This is a genomic window from Sphingomonas parapaucimobilis NBRC 15100 (assembly GCF_000787715.1).
Lineage (GTDB): Bacteria > Pseudomonadota > Alphaproteobacteria > Sphingomonadales > Sphingomonadaceae > Sphingomonas > Sphingomonas parapaucimobilis.
Genome location: NZ_BBPI01000084.1, coordinates 1 through 18,120 on the forward strand (window position 1 = coordinate 1; position 18,120 = coordinate 18,120).

An 18,120-nucleotide genomic window follows, 5' to 3' on the forward strand; every position below is an offset into this window, starting at 1 on the left:
GTGCCTCCGAGTGCGTCCTTTGTGGCACGCCCCCTCCACCAGCTTCGCTGGTCCCCCTCCCCGTGCCGGGGAGGATTGTGGGTCACCCCACCGTCTCACCCGTCCGCAGGGTCAATACCTCGACCCCGGTCTTCGTCACCGCGACCGTGTGCTCGAACTGCGCCGAGAGCTTCCCGTCATCGGTCACGACCGTCCAGCCATCGTCGCTGGTCGACACCTTGCGCGTACCCTGGTTGATCATCGGCTCGATGGTGAAGGTCATGCCCTCGCGCAAAGGCACGCCCGTGCCCGGCCGCCCGAAGTGCATGACGTCGGGCGCCTCGTGCATTTCGCGCCCGATGCCGTGGCCGCAATAGTCGCGGACCACCGAATAGCCGTTCGCCTTGGCATGTTTCTCGATCGCCGCGCCCACATCGCCCAGCCGCGCGCCGGGGCGGACCCGTTTGATGCCCTTCCACATCGCTTCCTGCGTCACGCGGACCAGCCGTTTCGCGCCCGGCGATACCTCGCCGACCATATAGGTCTTGCTGGAATCCGCGATGAAGCCGTTCTTTTCCAGCGTGATGTCGAGATTGACGATGTCGCCGTCCTTCACCACGTCCTCCGCGCTCGGCACGCCGTGACAGACGACCTGGTTGATCGAGCTGTTAAGCACATAGGCAAAGCCGTACTGCCCCTTGCTCGCAGGCCGCGCCGACAGGTCGTGGGTGATGTAGCGTTCGACCAGATCGTTGATCGCCAGCGTCGACATGCCGGACAGGCTCACCCCGTCGAGCATCTCAAACACCTGCGCCAGCAAGCGCCCGGAGAGGCGCATCAGCGCCAGTTCCTCTGCCGTCTTCACCATGTCAGGCGACCAAAGGTTGCGAGAGAGGAAAATCGGCGGCGGCCATCTGCGCCTTCACGATCTCGTGGAAGCTCAGCGTCGGATTGGCCTCGGCCAACATGCCCATCTTCATCCAGAACTCGGCCTGCGCATTGATCGAGCGGCACATGACGGTGCTGGCGCGGCGGACCTCTTCGTGAAGCTGGTCGTCGATTTTTACGATACCCATATATGAAGCGTATATGCTTCGTATATGGATTGCGCAAGCCGGGTCAGGCGGTGGGTCGGGTCAGGACGAAGGCCGTGCAGCCCGCCATGATGGCGGCGACCAGCAAGGCCAGTGGCCAGTGAGGGCGTGCGCCCAGCCAGAAAAGGCCATAGCCCAGCGTCATGCCGCCGCACGCCATCGCCTTGCCCCGCCGCCCGATCGCGCCATGTTCCCGCCACGCGCGCAAGGTCGGGCCGAAGCGCGGATGGTCGAGCAGCCACGCCTCCAGCCGGGGCGAGGAGCGCGCGAAACAGCCCGCCGCCAGGATCAGGAAGATCGTCGTCGGCATCAGCGGCAGGATCGCCCCGATCACGCCAAGTGCGACGAACAAGCATCCCAGGATGAGCCAGCCGAGCCGTATCATGCGCGATGCGTAGCGGGGTGTGGGGGTGGGGGGAAGCGATGTTTAGGCCGCCACCTTCGCCAAAAGCACGCCCCCTCCCGCAGGCGAGTTTCAGGTCGGCCATGGCCCCGGCATGGCCTAAACGATGCGGGGCATCGTTTATCTGAAACTGGGATGGGGGGAGGGCCTCTCCACCAGCGACGTTGCTTGGGGCTTTCCCTCCCCCAACCCCTCCCGCTTGCGGGAGGGGAGTAAGAAGAGCATTCTCTCGCCATACATCGCGCAAAGCTCCCCTCCCGCAGGCGGGAGGGGCTGGGGGAGGGCAGGCCGCGAGGGCCGAAACCTCGGAAATTACGACCCCGCCACCCCCAACTGTGACAGCATGAACGCCTGCCACTCGGCATTCTGCCGAATCCGCTCGAACCGCCCGGACTTGCCGCCATGCCCGGCCTCCATATTGACCCGGAAGACCAGCGGGTTGACGTCGGTCTTCCTGGCGCGGAGGCGGGCGACCCATTTGGCGGGTTCGTAATATTGCACCTGGCTGTCCCACAGGCCGGTGCCAACATAGAGCGCCGGATACGCCTTCGCCGCGACATTGTCGTAGGGCGAGTAGCTGAGCATATAATCGTAATAGGGCTTGTTCGCCGGGTTGCCCCATTCGTCATATTCGAAGGTCGTCAGCGGGATGGACGCATCGAGCATCGTCGTGACCACATCGACGAACGGCACCTGCGCGATGATGAGTTTGTAATCCTGCGGCGCCATGTTGGCGACGCCCCCCATCAGCAGCCCGCCCGCGCTGCCGCCCATCGCCGCCACCCGGCCGGGTGCGGCATATTTCTGCGCGACCAGATAGCGGGTCACGTCGATAAAGTCGGTGAAGCTGTTCTTCTTGTTGAGCAGATGGCCGTCATCATACCAGCCGCGCCCCATTTCCTGCCCGCCGCGGATATGCGCAATGGCATAGACCATGCCGCGGTCGAGCAGCCCGATCCGCCCCGGATCGACGCCCGGATCGGTCGAAATGCCATAGCTGCCATAGGCATATTGAAAGAGCGGCGCGGTGCCGTCGCGCTTCACGCCTTTGGCGTAGACCAGTGACACCGGGATGCGCGTGCCGTCGCGCGCGGGCGCCCAGACGCGCTCGGTCACGTAGCGCGCCGGATCATAGCCGGGCACCGGCGTCACCTTCAGCATGCGACGCGCGCCGGTGCGGGCGTTGACCTCATAGGTCGTGGTCGGCGTGACCAGCGAGCCATAGGTGTAGCGGACCCAGGGCGTGTCCGGCTCCTCGTTGGTGGACAGGCCCATGCGATAGGCGGGCTCGTCCGCCTTGACGGGGATGGACTTGCCCGCATCGGTCAGCAGGCGGATCGTGCGGTTGCCGCCCTCGCGCTGGTCGATCGCGACGAAGCCGTTGAACGGCTTGAAATCCTCGATGAACACCGCGTCGCTGCCGGGCACCAGATCGCGCCAGGCGGCGACGCCCTTGGCCATGTCGGCATCGGCCAGCGTTACCAGCTTGTAGTTCTTCGCACCGCGATTGGTGCGGATGATCCAGCGATTGCCGAGATGGTCGGGGCTGTAGCGGAACTCGCGCTCGCGCGGGGCGATGACGGTGAAGGCGGTCGGCTGGGCGGCGGGGGCGCAGCGTTGCTCGTCGCTGACCGTACTCTGGACGCCGATGCAGATATAGCGGTCGTCGGTCGTCCGCCCGATCCCCATGTTGAAGGTGTCGTCCTTCTCCTCGTACAGCATCCGGTCGGCGTTGACCGGCGTGCCCAGCACATGCGCCATGGCACGATAGCCGCGCAGCGTGGTCGGGTCCTTGGCGATGTAAAGAATGGTGCGGTTGTCGGCCGCCCAGACGATGTTCGGCTCGATATTCGTAATCGTGTCTTCGTGGATGCGCCCGGTCGCGATATCCTTGACCTTCAGCACATATTGCCGCCGTCCGACCGTGTCCTCGGCCCAGGCGACCAGCTTGTTGTCCGGGCTGACCGACCAGTCGGATAGTGCGAAGAAGCTGTGGCCCTTGGCCATGGCGGGCTGGTCGAACAGCATGGTGGCGGGTGCGGTGGCGCTGCCCTGGCGGCGTTCGATCAGCGGATAGTCGGCACCGGTCGCGAAGCGCGATGAATACCAGTATCCATTCTTGCGATAGGGAACGCTGCTGTCGTCCTGTTTGATATGGGCGACCGTCTCGGCATAGAGTTTGGCCTCAAGCGGCTTGAGCGTCGCCAGCTGCGTATCGGCATAGGCATTCTCGGCCTTCAGATAGGCGAGCATCTCCGGGTTCTTCCGGGTGTCGTCGCGCAGCCAGTAATATTCGTCCTCCCGCGCGCCATGGGGCGAGGGGACCTGATAGGGTTTCCTGGCCGCGACCGGCGGCGTCGTCTGTTGCGCCAGCGCGGGGCTCGCCAGCACCATCAATCCCGTTGCCGCCAGCCACCGCATCGTCTTCCCCCTCATTTGTACGTCGGCAGGATGGCGGCCCGGCTCTTCTCACGCAAGCGTCATCGGGGCGAACAGGCCGACGACCTTGCCGAGCATTCAGCCTTTCTGGCCGCCACCGCCCCGTTCCGGGGAGGATTGGTCGTCCTCGGTGGGCCGCATGCGGGCGAAGCCGATCGCCGCGGCCAGCAGCCCCGCCGCCGCGACCCCGGCGGCGAGTTTCCAGTGGCCTCGATCCTCGTCGGCCTCGACGAACAGCTCGATCAGGTGGCGCGACACCGCTTCCGGATTCTCGCGCTGCGGGAAATGACCGACGCCGGGCAGTTCGACCATCCTGAACGGTCCGCTGAACCGGGCCGCTACATCGCGCGCGGTGGAGGGCGGGTTCACCCCGTCGACCTCTCCGTGGAGATAGAGCGTCGGCACCGACAGGGCCTTGGTTGCCTTCACCCGGTCGGCCAGCCATGCGCCGCGCGGGTCGGGCTGCGCCTCGTCCCAGCGGGCGCGGTAGCTGTGGATCGTCACGGCCGGCCAATCGGGATTGTCGAAGGACTTGGCGACCCGGTTGAACGTCGCTTCGTCGAACCAGCCGGGCGGCGACCAGTTGACCCAGTGGATATGGGCAAAGCCGCGCCGGTCGTCGCGCACCGCCTGCGCGCCGCGCCGGGTCGCCATGAACCAGTGATACCATTGCCTCTGCGCCTGGTCGAAGGACGGGGTCGGCATTCCACCCAGACGTGGCGGGGTGCTGAGCAGCGCCAGCTTGCGCACCCGCTCGGGCCAGCCCACGGCCAGCGCCTCGGCGATGTTGCTGCCCCAGTCATGTCCCGCGACCATGAACCGGTCGATGCCGAGCTTGTCCATCAGTGCGATCGCATCCAGCGCCAGGATCGCGCTGTCGCCGGTGCGGGGTGTGTGGTCATGGCGGAACCGCGTCGCCCCAAACCCTCGCAGGGTCGGCACGACGACGCGCAGGCCCGCCTGCGCCAGACGCGGCGCGACCCGGTCCCAGGTCGTCGCATCGTCGGGCCAGCCATGGAGCAGCAGGACGACGGGCGCGTCCTCCGACCCATATAGGTCGCAGGCGATGGAAAGATGGTCGGTGGTGATCGTCGGCATCGGTGGAAAAGACCCTGTGCTTGGACTGTTCTCAAACTCGGGTGATTTGGCACCGTTCCGTTCGTGTCCTGGCGACCGAGGCGACTGGCATAGATTCCAGGACCGGCTGTTGGTGGGCGGTGGGTTTTCTCATCTCTCCCTTGCAAGGGCAGGAATTCGAAAAGTTTGGCCAGCATGGGCAAAACTTCGCCACGGGTCTTGATCGGATGGGCCACTATCGCGTTTGAGGGACCCGGGGGTGCGCGATTGACGAATGGAATGGCATGCGGTGGCGACGGCGTAACCTGGCTTCGATGAGTGCGGATGTGAATGACGGGCTGGCCCCCGGTGTCGAGGCGGTCACCAGCGGCGCCCCCCGTTCCGAAGAACCGGTGCAGAGCCGTGGTTACCGTGTGATCGCCCTCGTCGTCGCCTCGGCGCTGTTCATGCAGCAGCTGGACGGCACCGTCCTGACCGTCGCGCTGCCCACCATGGCGCGCGACCTGGCGACGCCGGCCACCAGCCTCAGCCTGGCGCTGACCAGCTATCTGCTCGCCCTGGCGCTGTTCATTCCCGCCAGCGGGACTTTGGCCGACAAGTTCGGATCGCGCACCATCTTCTGCTCGGCGATCGGGGTATTCCTGCTCGGCTCGATCCTGTGCGCGCAGTCGGGGTCGTTGCCCACGCTGGTCGCCGCGCGCTTCCTGCAGGGCATCGGCGGCGCGATGATGGTGCCGGTCGGGCGGCTGGTCCTGCTTCGCAGCGTCGCCAAGGCGGACATGGTGCAGGCGCTGTCCTGGCTGGTCATGCCCGCGCTGATCGGGCCGATCCTGGGGCCGCCGCTGGGCGGGTTCATCGTGACCTGGCTCGACTGGCGCTGGATCTTCTATCTCAACATTCCGATCGGCATCATCGGCATGATCGGCGCGTGGATGCTGGTGCCCGAGGTGCGCGGCGACGCGCGGTTGCGGTTCGACGTCTCGGGCTTCTTCCTGTCGGGCATCTCTCTCGGCTGCCTGTTGTTCGGGTTCGAGCTGGCGAGCCGACCCGGCACCGGCTGGATCGCGGTCGTCCTGCTGGTGGTCGGCGCGGTCTTCGGGTGGCTTTATATCCGCCATGCGCGGCGCACGGCCGACCCGATCCTCGACCCCACGCTGATGCGGGTGCCGACCTTTCGCCTGTCGGTGATCGGCGGTTCGCTGACCCGGATCACGCAAGGCGCGCAACCCTTCCTGCTGCCGTTGATGTTCCAGCTCGGCTTCGGCCTCAGCGCGGCCAAGACGGGCACGATCACCATGGCGGGCGCGGTCGGCGCGCTGGCGATGAAGGCGCTGGCCCCGCGCGTCCTGCGCCGCTGGGGCTTTCGCCGCAGCCTGATCGTGTCGGGGCTGGCGAGCAGTGCGGGCTATGCGACCTGCGCGCTGTTCCGCCCTGACTGGTCGATCCCGCTCATCACCTTCATCCTGGCGCTGTCGGGCTTCTTCACCTCGTTCCAGTTCACCGGCTTCAACGCCATCGCCTATGCCGATGTCGAGAAGGACCGGATGAGCGCGGCGACCAGCTTCTACGCGACCTTCCAGCAACTGACCCTGTCGCTGGGCATCTGCACCGCGGCGACCGTGCTGGAGCTGGGTTCGCTTGTGGAAGGGAAGGGCGGGCCGACGCTGAACAGCTTCTCGGCGGCGTTCATCGTGGTGGCGATCATCTCGGCCTCGGCGGTCATCTGGAACCGGCGCTTCGCCCCTGATGCGGGCGCGGCGATGAGCGGGCATCATGGACGCGGGGATAGCGACGAATGACGGATTTTTAATGACGTTTCCGTGCAGCAACGATCCAGCTTAAAAATCGTTACCGGCGTTCATCCAGATAGGAGAAGACCGGTGGCAACGCAGACGGTGATCGTAACAGGGGCCGAGTCAGGGATCGGCGCGGCCTGTGCCGAGGCGTTCGGGGCGACCGGGGCCAGGGTCGCGATCCTGTTCCACAGCGATCAAGGGAATGCCGACGCCACCGCCGAGGCGGTGCGCAAGGCGGGCGGCGAGGCGATGACGGTGCAGGTCGGCGTCGATGAGGAGGCCTCGGTCGATCGGGCCTTTGCCACCGTCGAGAAAAACTGGGGCGCGGCCGACGTGCTGGTCAATTCCGCCGGGGTCAACATGGCGGGCATCGCCGTGCGCGACATGACGCTGGCCCATTGGCAGCGCATGATCGACACCGACCTGACCGGCGCCTTCCTGACCTCGCGTCGCTTCCTGACCGGGCGGGGCGAGGCGAAGGGCGATGCGACGATCCTGCAGATCTCGTCCATCCATGCCTATGCCGTGCGCGCGGGCGGCGCGGATTATTGCGCGGCCAAGGGCGGGCTGACCACGCTGGTCGAGACGCTGGCGATCGAGGAGGCCCCGCGCGGCATCCGGGTGAACGCCATCGAGCCGGGCATGATCCTGACCCCGATGAATGCCAAGGCACAGGCCGATCCGGCCTATCGCGCCAGCCTGGAGAAGAACATCCCGATGGGCCGTGCGGGCGAGGCTTCGGAGGTCGCCGACCTCGCCGTCTTCCTGGCCTCCGACAAGGCACGCTACATCACCGGGGCGCGGATCGTCATCGATGGCGGCCTGTCGCTGATGCAGGCGCTGGGCGCATGATGAGACCCGCAACCGACCCCTTGGTCGCCGATCCGCATCGCAAGGATCGGGTGGCCGACGCCCCGTTCGACCTCGACTTCAACGTCAAGCGGATCGAGGACGTGACCCTCAGAGGACCGTCCGAACTGATGGCCCGCGACCTGATGAGCCCCTATGTCTGGCGCGAGGCCGATGGCCGCTGGGGCATGATGGTCCGCGCGGTGGTGCGGCCGGGCGAGACGCTGACCGATACCGGTGTCATCTGGGCGGGGTGGAGCGAGGACGGGCGGCATTTCACGATGCTCGACACCCCCTCCATCGCGCCGGGGCCGGGCGAGCATGACGCGGGCGGAGTCGAGGATCCGACCGTCGTGCGCACCGAGGATGGCTATATCGTCTATTATTCGGGCGTGCTGGCCGATCATGCGCATGGCGAGCTGTCCTATGCCGCCGGGCCGTCGCTCGACCGGCTGGAGAAGAGCGGCGTCGCGCTCGCCTCCTCCAAGTCCGAGGGCAATACCAAGGAAGCGACGGTCGACCGGACGGCGGACGGACGCTGGCGGCTGTTCTACGAATATGCCGCCGACCAGGCGTCGCGCATCGGCCTGGCGATCGGCGAGGATGTGGCGGGGCCGTGGACCGAGCAGCCCACGCCCTTCATGCCGCGCGAGGACAGCTGGGACGACTGGCATCTGTCGACCGGCCCGCTGCTGACCGACGACAAGAGCTGTCCGGTCATGTTCTATAATGGCGCGACGCGCGATGCGCGCTGGCGGATCGGCTGGGTCGCGTTCGACGAACATTATACCCGCGTCGTCGCGCGCGGGATCGAGCCGCTGATCCTGCCGCCGCCCGCCGATGATCGCGGCGCGACCGACATCGCCTTCGCCGCCTCGGTCGTGGTCGCGGAGGATGGGATCTGGCTTTACTATTCGCTGGAGGATCGGCGATTGTCGCGGGCACTGATCCGGCGCAGTTGAGCCGTCCCGTCCCTGTTTCCCGCGTAAGAAAGCCCGTCGATGTTCGGAGAATTCGAAACCCCCGCCGCCCCGAGCATCCACGCCTCGATCGCCCCGGCCCCGGCGCTGCGCCCCGACCGTCCCTATGCCCGTGACGAACTGCTGCACGAGCTGTTCGACGCGACCGTGCGCGACCATGGGGCGGCGATTGCAGCCCAGCTGATCGGCGCGGACGAGGAATATAGCCGGCCCAAGGCCTGGACCTATGACATGCTTGCCCGGCGCAGCCTGTCGATGGCGCATCGGCTGCGCGCGCTGGGCGTCGGCAAGGGCGACCGGGTGGTGCTGTGCCTGCCGCGCGGGCTGGACCAGTATATGGCGATCCTGGGCGTGCTGCGCTCGGGGGCGGCCTATGTCCCGGTCGACTGGGGCTATCCGCAGGATCGGATCGCCTACATCATCGAGGACAGCGGCGCGGCGCTGACCATCACCACCTCCGCCCGCGCGGGGGAGATACCGGGCGAGACGCTGTGCCTGGATGCCGAACTGGGCGATCTGGCCGCCGAACCGGCCGAGCCGCTGGGTCGGGAGGTGACGGGATCGGACCCGCAGGATCTGGCCTATATCATCTACACCTCGGGCACGACCGGGCGGCCCAAGGGCGTGATGATTACCCATGCCAATGCCTGCCACCTGGTCCGTTCGGAAAGCGCGATCCTGGCGCTGGAGCCCGACGACATCGTGTTCGGCGGGTTCAGTCTGGCCTTCGACATGTCGGTCGAGACGATGTGGAGCGCCTTCTTCGTAGGCGCCAAGCTGCTCGTCGCGGCCGAGGCACTGGCGGCGAGCGGCCCCGATGTCGCCATCGCGCTGGCGGCGGAGAAGACGACGATCTGGCACGTCGTCCCCTCGTTGATCGCGCTGGTCGAGCATCCGGTGCCGACCCTGCGCCTCATCAACATGGGCGGCGAGGCGTGCCCGGCCGATCTGCCGCGCCGTCTGGCGCGCCCTGGCTTGCGGTTGCTCAACACCTATGGCCCGACCGAAACTTCGGTGACGGCGACCTGGACCGAGGTGCAGCCGGGCAAGCGCATCACCATCGGCAAGCCGCTGCCCGGCTATACCGCCTGGATCGTCGACGAACATCTGCAACCCGTCGAGGCGGGGCAGGAGGGCGAACTGGTCATCGGCGGCCCCGGCGTCGGCGTCGGTTACGTCAACCGCCCGGATCTGACCGCCGAGAAGTTCACCATGACTCCGTTCGACACCGTGTCGGGCGGGCCGGAGCGTATTTATCGCTCGGGCGATCTCGTCCGGCTGGACGCGGCGGGCGATATCGATTTCGTCGGGCGTATCGACACGCAGGTGAAGATCCGTGGCTTCCGCGTCGAACTGGCCGAGATCGAGGCGGTGATCGGCGAGGCGCCCGGCGTGGCGCAGGCGGTGGTGCATCTGTTTACCGACGCCGATGGCTCCGAATTCCTGGCGGCCTTCCTCGTTGCGCGCAGCGGCGAGGCGATCGACATCGCCGACATCAAGGCGCGCGTCACCGAGCGCCTGCCCAATTACATGCGCCCCGCCGCCTATCAGCTGCTGGCGGCGCTGCCGACCTTACCCGCCTCGGGCAAAGTCGATCGCAAGGCGCTGGTAAAGCCGGAAATCACCGTCGATACCGGCCGCACGATCGAGCCGCCCGCCACGCCGATGGAGGAAAAGCTCCACGCCATCTGGACCGAAGCCTTCGCGCCGCAACCGGTGTCCGTCACCGACGATCTGTTCGAGGACCTGGGCGGCCATTCGCTCAAGGCCGCGCGCCTCGTTTCGGCGGCGCGCAAGGTCGCGGGGCTGGAGGGGCTGTCGCTCGAAGACCTTTACGCCGCGCCGACCATCCGCGCCCTGGCGATGCGGATCGGCGGCACCGCGCCCGTGGCGGTCGCGACAGAGGAGAGTTTCCACCGCGTTCCCGAATGGAAGCGCTGGCTGTGCGTCGCGGCGCAGACGGTTGCGCTGCTGCCGGTCTATACCATCGCCGGGCTGCAATGGTTCTTCCCGTATGTGGCCTATACCCATCTGGCCGGGCGGATGCCGCGCATCGATGCGCTGATCCTGAGCGCCTTGTTCTTCACCATCGTGCCGGTCGCTTCGATGCTGTTCTCGATTGCCGCCAAATGGCTGATCGCGGGGCGGTTCAAGGCGGGTGACTATCCGCTGTGGGGCGGCACCTATTTCCGCTGGTGGCTGGTGCGGCGGATCATCGCGGTGACGGCGACCCCCTATCTGGCGGGTACGCCGATGATCCGGGGCTATTACCGGATGCTCGGCGCGAAGATCGGCAAGCGCGCCTATATCGGCAACGGCGTCATCGACACCGCCGACCTGTTCGCCTGCGGCGACGATGCGATCGTCAGCGATCAGGCGGTGATGGCGACCAGTTCGGTCGAGCGCGGCCTGTTGCGGCTGGGCACGGTGACGCTGGGCAACCGGGCGTTCGTCGGCGGCCAGTCGGTGGTCGGGCGCAACTCGGCGCTGGGGGATGACGCGATCCTCGACGACATGGCCGCGTTGCCCGCAGAAACGGTGATCCCGGCCGGGCAACGCTGGACCGGATCGCCCGCCGCCTTCGACCGGATGGTCGAGCCGGGCGAGGTCATCACGACGGCCAAGCGGACGGGGCCGTCGCTGGCGATCTTCATCGGCGCGCTGCTGCTGCCGATCATCGCCATCCTGCCGATCGCGCCGGGCCTGATCGCGCTGATCGAGCTGGACTGGGCGACGACCGGCTATGGCTATATGCTCGTCTCGCCGCTGCTCGCCGCGACCTATATCGTGATGATGTGCGTGCTGACGGTGCTGGCCAAGCGGGCGATCCTGGGCCGCGTGAAGCCGGGTGTCTATCGCCTCGATAGCTGGTTCTATGTCCGCTACTGGATGGTGCGGCAGATCAACGACCTGGCGCTGCGGCTGCTGCACCCGATCTTCGCGACGCTTTACGTCATCCCCTGGTACCGCGCGCTGGGCGTGACGGTCGGGCGGCGGGCGGAGATTTCGACCGCCAGTGCGATCGTCCCCGACCTGGTCGAGATCGGGCCGGAGAGCTTTATCGCGGACTCGGTGATCTTCGGCGCGGCCAAGATCGGCCATGGCACCATCGAGCTGGCGCATACCCGGATCGGCCGCCGCAGCTTCATCGGCAATTCCGCGTTGCTGCCCACCGGCGCGCAGATCGGCGACGAGGTGCTGATCGGCGTCCTCTCCAAGCCGCCCGAGAACCCGGAATTGGCGACCGAGGCGGGCAGCACCTGGTTCGGCTCGCCCGCGATCAAGCTGCCGGTGCGGCAGGTCGCGACGATGTTCGACGAGGGGGCGCGCTTCAACCCGTCCAAGGGCCTGATCGCCACGCGCCTGTCGATCGAGGCGATCCGCACCACCCTGTCGCTGACCGCGTTCCTGGTGTTCTTCAGCGCGCTGTTGTCGATCGTCGGCGATCTGGACGATCTGGAGCGTGGCGGGCTGGTCATCATCTCAGCCTTCCCGTTCCTCTATGTCGGTTTCTGCCTGGCTTGCGGTGCGTTCGTGCTGGCGCTCAAATGGCTGGTGGTCGGCCGCTACAAGGCGCGGACCGCGCCCCTGTGGAGCACTTTCGTCTGGCGGACCGAGCTGGTCACGGCGACCTATGAGAATCTCGCGGTCGCCAACCTGCTGGAGCCGTTGCGCGGAACGCCCTGGATCGGCCTTTATCTGCGGCTGATGGGGGCCAAGGTCGGCAAGCGCTGCTATATCGACACCACCGACCTGACCGAGCATGACCTGGTGACGATCGGCGACGATGTCGCGCTGAACGACTATGCCGGGCTGCAGACGCATTTGTTCGAGGACCGGGTGATGAAGGTCGGCGCGATCAAGGTCGGCGACCGCGCCACCATCGGCTCGCTGGCCATCGTCCTGTACGATGCCGAAGTGGGCGCGGACGCGCAGCTGGGCGACCTGTCGGTCGTCATGAAGGGCGAGACGCTGCCCGACGGCACCAACTGGGAAGGCAGCCCGGCGCGGATCGTCACCGAGGCATGATCCCGCTGCGCCATGACGGGCCGCTCGACCGGCTGGACTGGGACGGCACTTCGCCCGTCATCTGGCGCACGGCCGATCCGGGGCGGGGGCAGCGGGCACCGCTGGCCGATATGCTGCTGACCCGGCTGGCCGACGAACCGGTCCGGCTGACGCGGAGTATAACCGGCCAGCCGCGGGTCGCGGCTCCCCATGGCTGGTATATCGGCATAGCGGGGCGAGGGGAGCTGTGCCTGATCGCGGCGGCGCGGCAGCCCATAGCGGTGGACCGCGAAGCCGTCGACGACGCTCCGCCGCTCTGGGACATGCTGACCCCGGCGGAAGCACGAGCGGTGCGTGCCGCGCCCGATCCGTCGCGCCAATGGCTGCGCCGTTGGACGATCAAGGAGGCCTATGCCAAGCTGGTCGGCGATCCCCGGCGCATGGCCGCCGAGACGATCGAGACGCGGCTGATCGACGACCGGCAAGCGACCGCGCACCGGCAGGGGGAGCGCGCCGCCCATTGCTGGACCCGCGATGTGGGCGGGGCGATCGAGACGGTGGCGCTATGGGCATGAGCGTCGTCGTCCGCCCCTATAGGGACACCGACCGCGACGACGTGCTGGCGATCTTCGACGCCAACCGCGCCGACTATTTCGGGGCAGGGGACCGCGACTGGCTGATCGAGACGCTGGACGAGCCCGACGGCCCCGCCTTCGTCGTCGCGGTCGATGAACGCGCGGCGGCGTTCGGCGGCTATGAGGTCTGGGAGCATTACAACAAGGCGCTGCTCTATTGGGGCATGGCGACACCGGCCTGGCATGGCTGTGGACTGGGGCGGTTGCTGCTGCTCGCGCGGTTGCACCATGTCGCGGTCCATGCACGACCGGTGACGCGCTACGTCACGGTCGACACTTCGCCCCGGGTCGCGCCCTTCTTCCTGCGCTGCGGCTTCGAGCAGACCGCCGTCTGGCCCGAGGGCTATCGCTCCGGCATGACCATGCACGAACTACGTTTCGATCTGGCAAAGGTGTCGGCGGAGGCGCTGGCGGCTCGCCGCGATGACGCATTGTCGAAGGTCGCCCTCATCCTCTCGTCATCCGGTCGGGAAGATCGCGGGCCTTGGACCTGACCGGACATTAGTTCGTCGAGGCTGCGCCGAACGATTCGTTCGCGGCATTTGCGCATCGATGAGCATTGGAACAATCCGTGGCCCCGCGCCGCCAAGTCTTTTCCTTTCCCCTGCGTCACTCCTTATTGTTTCATAGGTGAAACAATAAACTTCACAAACCTTTTCAATTCATCCGTAATCGGAGTTGACAGTTCTGCCCCATCATGAAAATCCTATCATCAATAAGTTGATAATATTGATAGGCATTAAGGGGGACTATCGTGGGGGTAGGCGTTTCTCGCGTATCGTTGCTGGCGATCGCTGCATTTTGTCTCGTTCAGGCGGGTTCCGCTGCCGCGCAGAGCCAATATGTGCCGCCTGCGCCGACCGGCGGCTATGTGATGGCCAACGGCCAGCGGACGGCGGACTATAACGCGGCGCTGGCGTCCTGGCGGCAGGACAAGCAATTCTCGGTCGACTACACCAAGGGCTATCTGGGCCTGGAATATGCCTATGTCCTTGGCCTGTCGGGCAAGGGGCAGACGATCGGGATCAACGATGCGGGCGTGGTGATGAGCCATCCGTCGTTCGCGGGATCGGGCAAGATCGCGGGGCTGCGCACGCCCGTCCCCTCGACCTATGGCAATGACGGCATGGTCAATCCGCGACGGCCCTGGGAAATCCATGGCACCCATGTCGCAGGCACGACGGCGGGCAACCGCCTGGCGGACGGAGTGATGTTCGGCAACGCGTTCGGCGCCAACATCCTGTCGGCGACGACCAATTTCGCGGCGGGCGATTTCCTGTGGTGGCGCGACCAGATCCTCGACGACGTCATGGTCGCCACCGCGCAGGAGAATATCCCGGCGCTCGCCGATACCGGGCGGGTTCGGATCATCAACAACAGCTGGGGCTCGACGTCGACCCAGCCCTATACGCTGACCCCGTCCCAGGCGCGTGGTGCGTTCCAGCAGACGCTGGACGGTTTTTACGATCCGGTCCTCAAGAACGACGTGCTCGTCGTCTTTTCGGCAGGCAACGGCTCTGGTGTCCATGCCAGCATTGATGCGGTGACCCCGCTCAACGACCTGCGGCTGCGTTCCAACTGGTTGTCGGTCACCAACTATCTGGCGAACGGCACGGCGGCCGCCAGCACCAGCCTGTGCGGCCAGACCGCGACCTGGTGCGTGTCGGGGCCGGGCAGCGCCGTGGTGTCCGCGGCACAGACCTATACGATCGACGGCACCGCGATCCGCGCCAAATATACCCGCGCCATGTATCCGACCATCTATGCCGCGACGACCCTGGCCCAGTTGCAGAATGCGGCGGTCAATGCCTGGCTGGGCGTGCTGAACGACTATCTCAACAGGCGCGATGCGGCCAAGGTGTCGGGGCGCTCCTTCGACGAGGAGGCCGAGCGGACCAGGGTCGCGCAGCAGGCGGTCGGCATCTCGCTGGCCTATGGCGCGCGCTTCGTGACGCCCGATCCCGATGGCTATACCAGCCGTCTGGCACAGATCCTGACGATCCCTGGCAACATTGCGCTGGTCGGCCGGGACTTCTCCTATTCGGTGCTGACCCAGGCCAATACGCTGATCACCGCCGAGCTTCAGAAGTATATCACCTTCACCGGGCCGGGCTATGCCGCGCTGACCGGCACGTCGATGGCGGCGCCCAATATCTCGGGCTTCGCCGCGCTGCTGATGGAGTATTTCCCCGAATACAAGACCGGGCTGATCTCCGACATTCTGGTGTCCAGTTCCAAGGACCTCGACACGCCGGGCGTCGACCTGCGCTCGGGCTGGGGCGCGCCGCAGATGGCGGTGGCGTTGCGCGGGCCGACCGCGCTGCGCGACACGCGCGAAGTCACGGTGGCGTCGGGTACGACCGACATCTGGAGCAACCCGATCACCGACGCCCGCGACCGTTATTCGGCCGAAGTGCTGGCGGGCTTCCCCAATGATATCGGCGGCCTGATCAAGCGCGGCGGTGGCGAGCTGATCCTGACCGCCTCCAACAGCTATAGCGGCCCGACCCGTGTCGAGCAGGGGCAGCTGACGGTCGACGGCAGCCTGACGCGTTCGGCGGTGACGGCGGTGTCGGGCGGCATCGTCGCGGGCAATGGCAGCGTCGCGTCGCTGACCGCCGGGTCGGGCGGCATCGTCTCGCCGGGCAGCACCGGCGCGTTCGGGACGCTGACCGTGGCGGGCACCGCCAGCCTGGGATCGGACAGCCAGTTCGTCGCGGATATCGGCCCCGCCGGGACGTCGGACCAGCTGGCCGCGCGCAGCATCGTATTGGGCGGTGGCAACCTGACCCTGCGGCCGGTCAACCATGTGCCGCGTTATGGCGACAGCTATACGGTCCTCACGGCGTCGAACGGCATCACCGGCAGCTTCGGCAGCACCACCGCCTTCAGCGCGATCCTCTATCCTGAGCTGAGCTATGGCGCGGGTCGGGTCACGGCGGCGGTGGGGGCGCGGCCCTATGCCAGCGTGGTGGCGGCGACGCCGGTGCAGACGGCCTATGCGCGGCTGCTCGACGCCAATCGCTCGGCCTATGCCAATTTGCGTGGCACATACGACCTGCTCGACCTTCAGGATGTCGGGACGATCCGGGGCAGCCTGGAGGCGATCGCACCGCGCAGCCAGACGACCCGCCGCGCGATCGGCACCACCGCGACCGACAATATCGCGCGCTTCTATCGCGACCGCCTGACGGCCATGACGCCGGACGGCTTTGCGGGCGGCACGGTCGCGATGATCGGCAAGCCGCTGGAGTTCGCCGCCAACGCCATCGCGGCACCCGGCCGTCCCCAGACGGTCAGCGACACGCCGACCAGCATGGTCCGCGAGAACATGCTGCCTGACAATGTCTCGGCCTATCTGGCGGGCGGCTATATCGATGGCTCGGGCGCGGCGATGCCCGCGACGGTCGGCGGTCGTGATCCGTTCGACGGCTTTTACATCGCGGGCGGTGTCGAGGCGCGGGTATCGGACACGGCGGCGCTGGGCTTCGGCCTGTCCTATTCGGATATCGATGGCGAGCAGCGGTTCGGCCAGTCGGCCAAGGGCGAGCTGATCCAGGGCACGCTCTATGGACGGCTCGGCGGCACGCTTGGCCCGGCGCTCGATGCGCAGTTCGGCGCGGGCGTTTACCAGTCCTCGACCCGGCGGCAGGGCAGCTTTGTCGGCACGCCCTTCGACTTGCGCTCACGCGACAATGCGCTGGCCCTGTCGAGCGAAGTCGGGGCAAGCTATATGAAGGGCAGCGGCGCGGTGCGTTTCGGGCCGCGCGTGGCGATCCGCACCAGCAGCATCGACTTCACCCCGACGGGCGAGACGGGCAGCGGTCCGGCACTGACCTATGGCCGCGATCGTTTCCTGAGCGTGCAGGGCCGCGCGGGGCTTCAGATCGACGCGACGCAAGGCGGCTTCCGTCCCTTCGCCACGGCCTATTATGTCCATGATTTCGAGGGGCGGCCGGGCTATTTCAACGCCGGGTTCGCAGGCGGGACGCGGGCGCAGGCGCGCTTCCTGACCGCACGGCAGGATCGCGACTGGGCCGAGATCAGCGCGGGGGTCGCCTATCGTTCGGGCCGTGCGACTGTCTCGCTGGCGGCGGACTCGACGGTCGGGCGCGACGATGTGCGCAACCAGTCCTATCGCGCCGGACTGAAGCTGTCCTTCTGATGGAGCGGGCGGGGTCGACATGGTGCTGATGTCGGCCCTGCTGGCGATGGTGGCGGTGGCCGATCCGGTGCCGCTGGTCCTTTATAGCAGGCCGGGCGCGACACTGGCGCAGGTCGAAGCGGATCTGCGGCGGTGCCGCATCATCACCACCGGCCCAGCGGCGGGCGGGGAGCGCCCGGACGGGGCGGCGCTGCTCGACAATGGAACGCCGGGCCGCGTGACGGGCGATACGATCGAGGCATGCATGGCGACCTATGGCTGGCAGGCGCGCACGGCGCCGGAGCGGGAGCGACGCCATTTGTCCCGCCTCGATCCCGCCGCGCGACGGAAAGCCCTGGAACGGCTGGCAGGGCGGTCCTCGAAAGCGCGAGCAGCGATCAACCCTCCCGGAACGCCTGGTCGTTGGTGATATCGGATGCGAAGAAGGACGCTTCGGCAATACTTCTGCCCTTGAAACCAAAGACGGCCATTTCCTGTCCCTGGATGGTTCGCCCGTTCTTGTCCGCGCTCCACCCGATCACGGCAGCGCAGTGGCTTTGGGTTTCGACGACACTGGCAACCCGCAAGGAAAAGGTGCCATCGGTGGCCGCAAGCGCACGCTTGAGCATGTCGACGACGGCATCGGCTCCCCGAAGGCACCCCATATGGTCGCCGACGACTGGTTCGTTCCAGCATACATCATCAGCAAGCCACGA

The 18,120-nt window shown here is 66.8% G+C and carries 14 protein-coding genes; 8 read left to right on the plus strand and 6 right to left on the minus strand.

From position 1 onward, the window contains the following. Positions 1-82: 82 nt before the first annotated feature. The 5 genes from map to SP5_RS15295 all read right to left on the minus strand — a co-directional run bounded on the left by map (position 83) and on the right by SP5_RS15295 (position 5,013). The gene (map, locus tag SP5_RS15275; protein ID WP_042490411.1) at positions 83-847 is read right to left on the minus strand and encodes a type I methionyl aminopeptidase; all 765 of its coding nucleotides are present in this window, start codon (positions 845-847) and stop codon (positions 83-85) included. A gap of 1 nt (position 848) precedes the next feature. After that, a complete protein-coding gene (locus SP5_RS15280; protein ID WP_042490412.1) occupies positions 849-1,055 on the minus strand; it encodes a ParD-like family protein in 207 nt (68 codons plus the stop codon). Positions 1,056-1,098: 43 nt separating this feature from the next. Then, the gene (locus SP5_RS15285; protein WP_052811581.1) at positions 1,099-1,458 is read right to left on the minus strand and encodes a YbaN family protein; all 360 of its coding nucleotides are present in this window, start codon (positions 1,456-1,458) and stop codon (positions 1,099-1,101) included. A 330-nt stretch (positions 1,459-1,788) separates the two neighbouring features. Further along, positions 1,789-3,897, minus strand: a complete 2,109-nt coding sequence (locus tag SP5_RS15290; RefSeq protein WP_084220720.1) for a S9 family peptidase — start codon at positions 3,895-3,897, stop codon at positions 1,789-1,791. A gap of 96 nt (positions 3,898-3,993) precedes the next feature. Then, positions 3,994-5,013 (minus strand): alpha/beta fold hydrolase, encoded by a 1,020-nt coding sequence (locus tag SP5_RS15295; protein WP_084220721.1) that lies wholly within the window; start codon positions 5,011-5,013, stop codon positions 3,994-3,996. 293 nt (positions 5,014-5,306) lie between these two features. On the opposite strand from SP5_RS15295, the gene SP5_RS15300 reads away from it, so the two are divergent. From SP5_RS15300 to SP5_RS15335, 8 genes are all read left to right on the plus strand, one after another. Beyond that, positions 5,307-6,791 (plus strand): MFS transporter, encoded by a 1,485-nt coding sequence (locus tag SP5_RS15300; protein WP_042490417.1) that lies wholly within the window; start codon positions 5,307-5,309, stop codon positions 6,789-6,791. A gap of 81 nt (positions 6,792-6,872) precedes the next feature. Beyond that, positions 6,873-7,640 carry an SDR family NAD(P)-dependent oxidoreductase gene (locus SP5_RS15305; protein WP_245613513.1) on the plus strand — a complete coding sequence of 256 codons (768 nt, stop codon included), beginning with the start codon at positions 6,873-6,875 and terminating at the stop codon, positions 7,638-7,640. After that, positions 7,637-8,599 (plus strand): glycoside hydrolase family protein, encoded by a 963-nt coding sequence (locus SP5_RS15310; RefSeq protein ID WP_157013762.1) that lies wholly within the window; start codon positions 7,637-7,639, stop codon positions 8,597-8,599. The genes SP5_RS15305 and SP5_RS15310 overlap by 4 nt, the downstream gene beginning before the upstream one ends. A gap of 39 nt (positions 8,600-8,638) precedes the next feature. Next, the gene (locus SP5_RS15315) at positions 8,639-12,646 is read left to right on the plus strand and encodes a Pls/PosA family non-ribosomal peptide synthetase (RefSeq protein ID WP_042490419.1); all 4,008 of its coding nucleotides are present in this window, start codon (positions 8,639-8,641) and stop codon (positions 12,644-12,646) included. Further along, entirely contained in the window at positions 12,643-13,200 is a 558-nt protein-coding gene (locus tag SP5_RS15320) for a 4'-phosphopantetheinyl transferase family protein (RefSeq protein ID WP_042490421.1), read from the plus strand. Before SP5_RS15315 ends, SP5_RS15320 begins: the two co-directional genes overlap by 4 nt. Continuing rightward, positions 13,197-13,754, plus strand: coding sequence for a GNAT family N-acetyltransferase (locus SP5_RS15325; protein WP_042490432.1), 558 nt, complete (start codon positions 13,197-13,199; stop codon positions 13,752-13,754). Before SP5_RS15320 ends, SP5_RS15325 begins: the two co-directional genes overlap by 4 nt. A gap of 287 nt (positions 13,755-14,041) precedes the next feature. Next, the gene (locus SP5_RS18585; protein ID WP_052811582.1) at positions 14,042-17,425 is read left to right on the plus strand and encodes a S8 family serine peptidase; all 3,384 of its coding nucleotides are present in this window, start codon (positions 14,042-14,044) and stop codon (positions 17,423-17,425) included. Between the two features lie 19 nt (positions 17,426-17,444). Then, on the plus strand, positions 17,445-17,834 hold the full coding sequence (locus SP5_RS15335) for a hypothetical protein (RefSeq protein WP_042490423.1): 390 nt from the start codon (positions 17,445-17,447) through the stop codon (positions 17,832-17,834). Here SP5_RS15335 and SP5_RS15340 read toward each other — a convergent pair. Further along, a partial coding sequence (locus SP5_RS15340; RefSeq protein ID WP_157013764.1) for a nuclear transport factor 2 family protein occupies positions 17,803-18,120 on the minus strand: 318 nt, incomplete at its 5' end. The two genes, SP5_RS15335 and SP5_RS15340, sit on opposite strands and share 32 nt — an antisense overlap.

Excerpts from the sequence above, each read along its gene's own strand:
- SP5_RS15290 (WP_084220720.1), bottom strand. The coding sequence starts at position 3,897 with ATGCGGTGGCTGGCGGCAACGGGATTGATGGTGCTGGCGAGCCCCGCG.
- SP5_RS15280 (WP_042490412.1), bottom strand. The coding sequence starts at position 1,055 with ATGGGTATCGTAAAAATCGACGACCAGCTTCACGAAGAGGTCCGCCGC.
- SP5_RS15285 (WP_052811581.1), bottom strand. The coding sequence starts at position 1,458 with ATGATACGGCTCGGCTGGCTCATCCTGGGATGCTTGTTCGTCGCACTT.
- SP5_RS15310 (WP_157013762.1), top strand. The coding sequence starts at position 7,637 with ATGATGAGACCCGCAACCGACCCCTTGGTCGCCGATCCGCATCGCAAG.
- SP5_RS15315 (WP_042490419.1), top strand. The coding sequence starts at position 8,639 with ATGTTCGGAGAATTCGAAACCCCCGCCGCCCCGAGCATCCACGCCTCG.
- SP5_RS15320 (WP_042490421.1), top strand. The coding sequence starts at position 12,643 with ATGATCCCGCTGCGCCATGACGGGCCGCTCGACCGGCTGGACTGGGAC.
- SP5_RS15295 (WP_084220721.1), bottom strand. The coding sequence starts at position 5,013 with ATGCCGACGATCACCACCGACCATCTTTCCATCGCCTGCGACCTATAT.
- map (WP_042490411.1), bottom strand. The coding sequence starts at position 847 with ATGGTGAAGACGGCAGAGGAACTGGCGCTGATGCGCCTCTCCGGGCGC.
- SP5_RS15335 (WP_042490423.1), top strand. The coding sequence starts at position 17,445 with ATGGTGCTGATGTCGGCCCTGCTGGCGATGGTGGCGGTGGCCGATCCG.
- SP5_RS15325 (WP_042490432.1), top strand. The coding sequence starts at position 13,197 with ATGAGCGTCGTCGTCCGCCCCTATAGGGACACCGACCGCGACGACGTG.
- SP5_RS15300 (WP_042490417.1), top strand. The coding sequence starts at position 5,307 with ATGAGTGCGGATGTGAATGACGGGCTGGCCCCCGGTGTCGAGGCGGTC.